The sequence below is a fragment of the Micromonospora sp. NPDC007271 genome (genome assembly GCF_040634005.1).
GTDB lineage: Bacteria > Actinomycetota > Actinomycetes > Mycobacteriales > Micromonosporaceae > Micromonospora.
Map to the genome: position 1 here is coordinate 1 of NZ_JBEYER010000148.1, position 8,478 is coordinate 8,478.

Sequence of the window (8,478 nt, forward strand, 5' to 3'; positions counted from 1 at the left end):
AGTACTCGAACACCTTCAACGGCGGCTGTGAGGCGGAGGCGACGGTGACCTACTGTCCCGGCACCGACACCGCGACGTTCACCACCAGGGTCACCACTTACGGCTCAGCGGCCCTGGTTGGCGACGGCGGCGGCGGCCTCCCGCGCGGCCTCCGGATCGAGGTACGTCCCGCCGAGGGTCTGCGGGCGCAGGTCCGGGTCGAGGTCGTACCGCAGCGGGATGCCGGTCGGGATGTTGAGCTTGGCGATCGCCTCGTCGGAGATCTGGTCGAGGTGCTTGACCAGGGCGCGCAGCGAGTTGCCGTGCGCGGCCACCAGCACCGTCCGGCCGGCCAGGATGTCCGGCACGATCGAGTCGTACCAGTACGGCAGCATCCGCTCGACGACGTCCTTGAGGCACTCGGTCCGCGGCATCAGCTCGGTCGGCAGCAGCGCGTACCGGGGGTCGCCGACCTGGGACCACTCGTCGTTGTCGTCGATCGGCGGCGGGGGTGTGTCGTACGACCGGCGCCAGAGCATGAACTGCTCCTCGCCGTACTCGTCCAGGGTCTGCTTCTTGTTCTTGCCCTGGAGCGCGCCGTAGTGCCGCTCGTTGAGCCGCCACGACCGGCGCACCGCGATCCAGTGCCGGTCGGCGGCGTCGAGCGCCAGTTCGGCGGTGCGGATGGCGCGGCGCAGCACGCTCGTGTGCACCACGTCCGGCATCAGGCCGTGCTCACGGAGCAGCTGACCGCCGCGCCGCGCCTCGCTCTCGCCCTTGGCCGTCAGGTCGACGTCGACCCAACCGGTGAAGAGGTTCTTGGCGTTCCAGTCGCTCTCGCCGTGCCGCAGCAGGACCAGCGTCCCGACGGTGGGCCCCTCGCTCGCAGTCATGCGGATCATCCTGCCGTACGCACTGGGCGGACACGCGGGGACCGGTGGTGACGACCACCACGTGGAAAACCTGATGACCGGTGCTCCGGGGCGGGACTAGGTTGTAAGGCGCTACGAAGACATTGGTCATTACCAAAACGGGGGCGTCGGGATGCGGACGGTACGCAGCTGGTTCCGGGACACCACGGGCGGGCTGCCGAAATCCTTCTGGTATCTCTGGACGGGCACCCTGATCAACCGCCTCGGCTCGTTCGTCCTGGTCTTCCTGGCCATCTACCTCACCCAGGAACGGCACTTCTCGGCCTCGCAGGCCGGCCTGGTGATCGGGATGTGGGGGGTCGGCGGCGCGGTCGGCACCACGATCGGCGGCACGTTGACCGACCGGTGGGGACGGCGGCCGACGCTGCTCACCGCACAGATCGGCGCGGCCGCCCTGATGGTCGCGCTCGGCCTGGCCCGGCCGCTGTGGGCGGTCGCGCTGGGCGCCCTGCTGCTCGGCGCGTTCGCGGAGATGGCCCGCCCGGCGTTCGGGGCCATGATGGTCGACGTCGTGCCGGAGAAGGACCGGCTGCGCGCCTTCTCGCTGAACTACTGGGCGATCAACCTCGGCTTCGCCTGCGCCGCGGTGCTCGCCGGCGTCGCCGCCCAGGCCGGCTACCTGCTGCTCTTCCTGGTCGACGCGGCGACCACGCTGATCACCGCGCTGATCATCTTCGCCCGCGTCGGGGAGACCCGGTCCGTCCCGACCGGCCCGGTCGTCAAGGGCGCGGGTGCTCCCGCCGGTGCCCTGCGGACCATCCTCACCGACCGGGTCTTCCTACTCTTCGTGACGCTCAACCTGTTCGCCGCGCTGGTCTTCCTCCAGCACATCTCGATGCTGCCGATCGCGATGGGCGACTCCGGCCTGAGTCCCGCCACGTACGGCTCGGTGATCGCGCTCAACGGCGTGCTGATCGTGATCGGTCAGCTCTTCGTGCCCAAGCTGATCAAGGGTCGGAGCCGCTCGCACGTGCTGGCGCTCGCCGCGCTGGTGATGGGTGCCGGCTTCGGGCTCACCGCGTTCGCCGACGCGGCCTGGCTCTACGGCCTGACCGTGCTGATCTGGACCGTCGGCGAGATGCTCAACTCGCCGTCCAACGCCACCCTCATCGCCGAGCTCTCCCCCGGCGCGCTCCGCGGCCGCTACCAGGGCGTCTTCTCGCTCTCCTGGCAGATCGCCGGGGCGGCCGCCCCGATCCTCGGCGGCCTCGTCCGGGAGCACGTCGGCAACACCGCGCTCTGGCTCGGGTGCGCCGCGATCGGCGCCGCGATGGCGGTGGCCCACCTGCTCTCCGGCCCGGCCCGGGAGCGGCGCGCCGCTCAGCTCCGCGGTCCCGTCGCGCCGGTCCGGCCGGTCACCCTGGTCCGGCCGCCGGCCCCGGAGGCCGGCGAGCCCGCGCCCGCCGAGCCGGCCCGGACCAGTTCCTGAGGTACGACGCCGACGCACCCGGGGCGTCCGGCCGGTCCGGCAGCGGCCGGCACGACGGGCTCCCGCGCGCCCGCCAGGGGCGGATCTCGTCGCGGTCGGGCTGACGATCCGGTCTCCGGCTCCCCCGCTTCCGATCCAACCGCGTCATCAGGTTTACCGCGGCTCGGCCGGGCTACCTGCGCCCCGGAAGTGCTCTGACCGGGTCGGGCGGTCGTGGGTCGCGTCGTGACCAGGGCCACTCTGGCGCCGGCCGGGCCGGCTTCCTAGGGTCGTCCGACGGACGGCTGTTAACAAACCTTCATGGAGGACGGGTGCGCCTGCGGCGCTGGTGGAACGACACGGCCGGCGGCCTGCCCGCCACCTTCTGGTACCTCTGGTCCGGGCTGTTGATCAACCGGGCCGGCGCCTTCGCGATGCTGTTCCTCTCGCTTTACCTGACCGCCGCCCGCGGTGCCTCCGCGTCGCTCGCCGGCGCCGTGGTCGGCGCGTACGGGGCGGGCGGGGCGGCCGGAACGCTGCTCGGTGGGGTGCTGGCCGACCGGTGGGGCCGGCGGGCGACCCTGCTCGCCGCGCACCTCGGCGCGGCCGGCCTGATGGCGGCGCTGGCGTTCAGCCGGGACCTGGCGGTGATCGCCGTGCTCGCGGCGCTGGTCGGGGTGGTGCACTCGATGCCCAGCCCGGCGTTCGTCGCGGCCATCGTGGACGTGGTGCCCGAGGAACGTCGCTCGCGCGCCTTCAACCTGCAGTTCTGGGCGTTCAACCTGGGCATGGCGGTGGCGTCGCTGCTGGCCGGCGCACTCGCCGAGGCCAGCTTCGTCGCGCTCTTCCTGGTCGACGCCGCGGCGACGGTGGCCGCCGCGGTCGTGATCGCGCTGAAGGTCCCGGAGACGCTCCTCCGCAGCACCCGGGCGGCGGGCCGGGGCGACGCATCGCCCGCGCCGGGTCCTACGAGCCGGCCGCGGCGAGGTGGCCTGCACACCGCGCTGACCGACCGCACGTTCCTCGCCTTCGTCGGGCTCACCTTCCTGCTGGCCGTGCTGACCATGCAGACCTCGACGATCATGCCGCTGGCGATGCGGGCGGACGGCCTGCGCCCCTCGGCGTACGGGCTGGTGGTGGCGCTCGGCGGCGCGCTGATCGTGGCCGGGCAACTCTTCGTGCCGCGGCTGATCGAGCCGTACCGGAAGTCGACCGTGCTCGCGGTCTCCACCGGGCTGATGGCGCTCGGCTTCGGTGCCCTGGCCGTCGCCGACGACCTGCCGCTGTACCTGGGCGCGGCGGTGGTCTGGACGGTCGGCCAGATGCTCGCCGCGCCGCCGAACGCGCAGATCAACGCCGACCTGGCACCACCGGCGCTGCGCGCCCGCTACCAGTCGGTCTTCTACCTGACCTTCCCGGCGGCGTCCTTCGTGGCACCGGCGCTGGGCGGGCTGAGCCTTCAGCACCTGGGCGACGGGCACTGGCTCGTCGTCGGCGGGCTGGGCCTGGTCGCGGCGGTCGGTCACCTGCTCGCCGGGCCGCCGCGGGAACGGCGGGTCGCCGCCCTGCGGCCGGAACAGCGGGAAGCGGAACCGGTCCGCAGCTGACGGTTACGGCGAGCGCCCACCGCGACGTTGTCGTGGTGGGCGCTCGTTCCGTACACCCGGCGGCGGCGGGCGACACTCACCCCCGTAAGCGTCGCCCGCTCGCGCCGCCGGTTCCTCGGGTGGCACCGTCCCCCAACGGTGTGCTCCACCCGATCCCTCGCGCCTCGCTTGCGCGGATCTGATCGATCCGCCGCTCCCCCGAACGATTACAAGCGGGACGCGGTGCAATAAAGTTAGTTCGCCCGGATTCTGGATTCAACTCGGATTACTGTTTCGCCCGTCACAACGCCTGTGTCGGGGATCCGTCCGGCCCGTTCCGGGTCCTCTCCGATGGCCAACAGCGGGTTCCCGCCAGCCATTCCCGTAAACCTCAGGCGTCCTCTCGATCAGGTGATTCGGTCCGGAAGAAGTTGCTCTGCCGGCCGTCCCGGAGCTGCTCCTGGTAGATCAGGTTCAGCCGCCGAGCGTCGAACGTCCGGAACCAGTCCTCCCAGGTGATCTCCCGGATCCGGCTGCTCTCCCGCCACCCCGGGATGTTGAAGGTCAGCACACCGGGCCGGCCCTCGCGTTCGGTTCCGGCGATCGTGGCCGGCTTGGCGCCCCGGTCCCGCGCCCAACGCTGGATGACGTCGTGGTTGGCGGTCACCAGGCTCCGGCCGGGACGCTCCGGACGGTCCTCCAGGGACGTGATCTGCTGGGACGACCGCACCGAGCGCCCCGAGGTCCGGCCCGTCCGGACCGGGGTCGCCGCCGTACCGCCCGCTGCGGGCGCCGCCCGCCCACCCGCGGCCGTCGTCGTCGCCCCCCGGGCCCGCGTCGCCGCCGCCTTCTTCGCGGGGGCCGCCCTCTTCGCAGTGGCCGCCTTCTTCGCGGGGGCCGCCCTCTTCGCGGGGGCCGCCTTCCGCGCCGACACGGCCTTCTTCGCCGGGGCCGCCTTCCGCCCAGCCGGTGCCCTCTTCGCAGCCGGTGCCCTCTTCGCGGTGGTTGCCCTCTTCGCGGTGGTTGCCTTCTTGGCGGCGGCCTTCTTCGCGGGGACCGCCCGCTTGATGGCGGGTGCCTTCTTCGCGGCGGCCCTCTTCGCGGGGGCGGCCTTCTTCGCCCGCGCGCCAATGGCCTTCGCGGCCGGTGCCGCCTTGCCTCCGGCCTTCTTCGCCGGAGCCTTCTTGGCAGCCGTCTTCTTCGCGGCGGCGCGACCGGCCGGCCCGGTGGCGCCGCGTGCCGCGCCCCCGCGGCGGCCCTCCGCCCGCAAGGTCTGGGCCAACGTCCTCACCAGTTCCGGCTTGCGTAGCGCGGAGATCCCGGAGACCCCGCGTCGGCGGAGCTGGCTACGGAGATCGTCGACCCGCATCCGGGAGATCTCGGATTCGGAGATCCGCGGCGTGTTCGGGGTCTGGTTGCCGGTTTGCCGTCTGGTCCTCGTCGCAGTCGTGCCGCGACCTGAGCTGATGCGCTGAGCCATGGGACACGCTCCTCGACAGTCCGTCCTCGGCCCGCGGTGGGTCCCAAGTGCCGCACCGCGCGGTGCGGCATACCCGTCAGGACGGGTCCGAACCGCCGGAGGCGGACGTGCTGCCGGTCGACGGCGCGAAGAGGTGGGCGAAGGCGGCGAGGTTGGCCGTCGACTCCCCCCGCTTGACCCGCCACTCCCACTCCCGCCGGATGGCGGTGCCGAAGCCGATCTCCAGCATGCTGTCGAAGGACTCGTCGGCGTAGGTCAGCACGGCGCCGAGGAGTCTGTCCAGCTCAGCCTCGTCCACCCCGGCCAGGTTGACCCGGCCGGTCAGGTAGACGTCGCCGACCGCGTCGATGGAGAAGGACACGGCGTACATCCGGGCGTTGCGCTGAAGCAGCCAGGCCCAGAGCTCCTCGCGGCGCTCGTCCGGCTGGCGCATCACGAACGCCTCGACCCGCAGCGCGTGCTCGCCGACGATCAGGTTGCAGACCGTCTTGAGCTTGTGCGTTCCCGGCAGGGTGACCGCGTACGACGCCTCGCCGGTGGACTCCCACTCCAGCTCGCGCTCGGCGCAGACCGACTCGATCAGCGCGGCGACCTGACTCCTGCGGCTCACCGCACCCACTCTACGGCCGCCGCCCGGAACCCGCCGTCGGGCGACGGGCCGCCCGGCCCGGCCAGAGGGAGATCACCAGGAGCAGGACAGGGCGGGGTCGGCGGAGAGCTGGCCGGTGAGCCGGGCGCGGTGTTCGGCGATCGCCTCCCCGTACACCTCGAGCAGGCCGGAGACCGTGCGGTGCCAGGAGAAGTTGCGGGCGTGCCGCTCCGCGCCCCGGGCCAGGGTCGCCCGGCGCAGCCGGTCCGGCAGCAGCCGGGCCAGCGTACGGGCCCAGTCGACCGGGTCGTGGCCGTTGATGAGCACCCCGCTGACCCCGTCGCGTACGGCGGTGACCAGGCCACCCACGGCGGCGGCGAGGACGGGCGTACCGCACGCCTGGGCCTCCAGCGCGACCAGCCCGAACGACTCGTTGTGCGAGGGCACCGCGACCAGGTCGGCGGCCCGGTAGAGCGCGGGCAGGTCCTCGCCGGTCTGCGGCGGCAGGAAGCGCACCCGGTCGGCGACGCCGAGCGAGCCGGCCAGCTCGATCAGGGCGGCGGGACGGTCGAGGCCGCTGCCGCTGGGGCCGCCACAGATCACCACGGTCACCTCGTCGGCCAACTCGGGATCCTGCGAGCGGAGCGCGGCGATCGCCCGGATCAGCACGTCCGGGGCCTTGAGCGGCTGGATCCTGCCGACGAAGGCCACCACGTACCCCCGGGCGGGCAGCCCGAGCCGACGGCGGGCGGCGCGCACGGCGGCGTCCCGGTCTCCGGGGGCCGGGCGGAACCGGTCCAGGTCAACGCCGGGCCGTACCACGGCCACCCGGGTGGGATCGGCGTCGTACCGGGTGATCAGGTCGCGGGCCTCGACGCGGGTGTTGGCGACCAGCCGGTCGGCCTCGGCGACCACCTGTTCCTCGCCGATGACCCGGGCCTTCGGCTCGGGCCGGTCCCCGGCGGCGAGCTGGGCGTTCTTGACCTTCGCCAGGGTGTGCGCGGTGTGCACCAGCGGCACGCCCCAGCGCTCCTTGGCCAGCCAGCCGACCTGACCGGAGAGCCAGTAGTGCGAGTGGATCAGATCGTAGTGGCCCGGCGGGCGGGCCGCCTCGGCCCGCAGCACGCCGGCAGTGAAGGCGCAGAGCTGCCCGGGCAGCTCCTCCTTGGTCAGCCCTTCGAGCGGGCCGGCGGTGACGTGCCGGACGTGTACGCCGGGCGCCATCTCGACCACCGGAGGCAGGTCGCCGGAGGTGGCCCGGGTGAAGATCTCGACCTCGACGCCGGCCTCGGCCAGCCGTCGGGCCACCTCGAGGATGTAGACGTTCATGCCGCCCGCGTCGCCCGTGCCGGGCTGGTGCAGCGGCGAGGTGTGCACCGAGAGGGTGGCGATCCGGCGCGGCTGCGGCCACGGCAGGGCACCTCGCTGACGACCGACACCGGTGTGCACTTCCGCCACGTCCGCTCCCTCTGTCACGGTTGATGCCGTCCCGCACGACCGGCGCTTCTCGGTCAACCTCCGCGCCGGGTGTCATCTTCCCGATCGGGCTTCGGAAATGCGTGCCGGCCGGTCCCGGGCGTGACGGACCTCATCACCGCGCCGCTGCGGACGCGGGAGAGAATGACCGGATGACCTCTGTCGCCATCGTCACCGGGGCGTCCAGCGGGATCGGCGCGGCCACCGCCCGCCGGCTGGCCGCCGAGGGCTTCCACGTGCTCGCCGCCGCCCGGCGTACCGACCGGCTGGCCGGGCTGGTCGCCGAGATCCGGGCCGCCGGTGGCGCGGCCACCGCTGTCGAGTGCGACGTCACCTCCGACGAGTCGGTCGCCGGCCTGGCGGCGGCGGCCGCCGCCGCACCGGGCCCGGTCACCCTGCTGGTCAACAACGCGGGCGGAGCGCGCGGCCTGGATCCGATCGAGTCCGGATCGGTCGGTGACTGGCAGTGGATGTACGACGTGAACGTGCTCGGCACGCTCCGGGTCACCCAGGCGCTGCTGCCCGCGCTGGAGGCGTCCGGCGCCGGCACCGTCGTGATCGTCGGCTCCACCGCCGGCCACGTCGTCTACGAGGGCGGCGGCGGTTACACCGCCGCGAAGCACGCGCAGACCGCGATCGCCGGCACGCTCCGGCTGGAGCTGTGCGGCCGTCCGGTCCGGGTGATCGAGATCGATCCCGGGATGGTGAAGACCGAGGAGTTCGGCCTGGTCCGCTTCGACGGCGATGCGGAGCGGGCCGCGGCGGTCTATGCCGGGGTGGCCGAGCCGCTGGTCGCCGACGATGTCGCCGACTGCATCGCCTGGTGCGCCACCCGCCCGCACCATGTGAACATCGACCAGCTGGTGGTCCGTCCGCTGGCGCAGGCCGCCCAGCACAAGGTGCACCGGCGCATGGTGAAGCGCGAGGAGTGAGCCGGGGTTGCGAGCCCCGCAGTCGCGAACGGAGGCGGCGCTGGTGAAGCGCGAGGAGTGAGCCGGGGTTGCGAGCCCCGCAGTCGCGAACGGAGG

7 protein-coding genes are annotated in these 8,478 nt (G+C 73.1%); 3 read left to right on the plus strand and 4 right to left on the minus strand.

Features of this window, described 5'->3' with window-relative positions; all coding sequences use genetic code 11:
• Positions 1 to 104 precede the first annotated feature (104 nt).
• Entirely contained in the window at positions 105 to 872 is a 768-nt protein-coding gene (locus ABZ570_RS31865; RefSeq protein WP_358071545.1) for a phosphoglyceromutase, read from the minus strand.
• Positions 873 to 1,023: 151 nt separating this feature from the next.
• Between ABZ570_RS31865 and ABZ570_RS31870 the strand changes: the two genes are divergently transcribed.
• Positions 1,024 to 2,340 (plus strand): MFS transporter, encoded by a 1,317-nt coding sequence (locus tag ABZ570_RS31870; protein ID WP_358071547.1) that lies wholly within the window; start codon positions 1,024 to 1,026, stop codon positions 2,338 to 2,340.
• A gap of 311 nt (positions 2,341 to 2,651) precedes the next feature.
• The gene (locus ABZ570_RS31875) at positions 2,652 to 3,926 is read left to right on the plus strand and encodes an MFS transporter (RefSeq protein WP_358071549.1); all 1,275 of its coding nucleotides are present in this window, start codon (positions 2,652 to 2,654) and stop codon (positions 3,924 to 3,926) included.
• A gap of 370 nt (positions 3,927 to 4,296) precedes the next feature.
• Here ABZ570_RS31875 and ABZ570_RS31880 read toward each other — a convergent pair whose 3' ends face one another.
• The 3 genes from ABZ570_RS31880 to mshA form a co-directional block, all read right to left on the minus strand.
• Entirely contained in the window at positions 4,297 to 5,385 is a 1,089-nt protein-coding gene (locus ABZ570_RS31880) for a hypothetical protein (RefSeq protein WP_358071551.1), read from the minus strand.
• Between the two features lie 76 nt (positions 5,386 to 5,461).
• A complete protein-coding gene (locus ABZ570_RS31885) occupies positions 5,462 to 5,995 on the minus strand; it encodes a YbjN domain-containing protein (protein ID WP_358071553.1) in 534 nt (177 codons plus the stop codon).
• A gap of 72 nt (positions 5,996 to 6,067) precedes the next feature.
• Positions 6,068 to 7,432, minus strand: coding sequence for a D-inositol-3-phosphate glycosyltransferase (gene mshA / locus ABZ570_RS31890; RefSeq protein ID WP_358071555.1), 1,365 nt, complete (start codon positions 7,430 to 7,432; stop codon positions 6,068 to 6,070).
• A gap of 170 nt (positions 7,433 to 7,602) precedes the next feature.
• Here mshA and ABZ570_RS31895 point away from each other — a divergent pair, with 170 nt between their 5' ends.
• Positions 7,603 to 8,382, plus strand: a complete 780-nt coding sequence (locus ABZ570_RS31895; RefSeq protein ID WP_358071557.1) for an SDR family NAD(P)-dependent oxidoreductase — start codon at positions 7,603 to 7,605, stop codon at positions 8,380 to 8,382.
• Positions 8,383 to 8,478 lie beyond the last annotated feature (96 nt).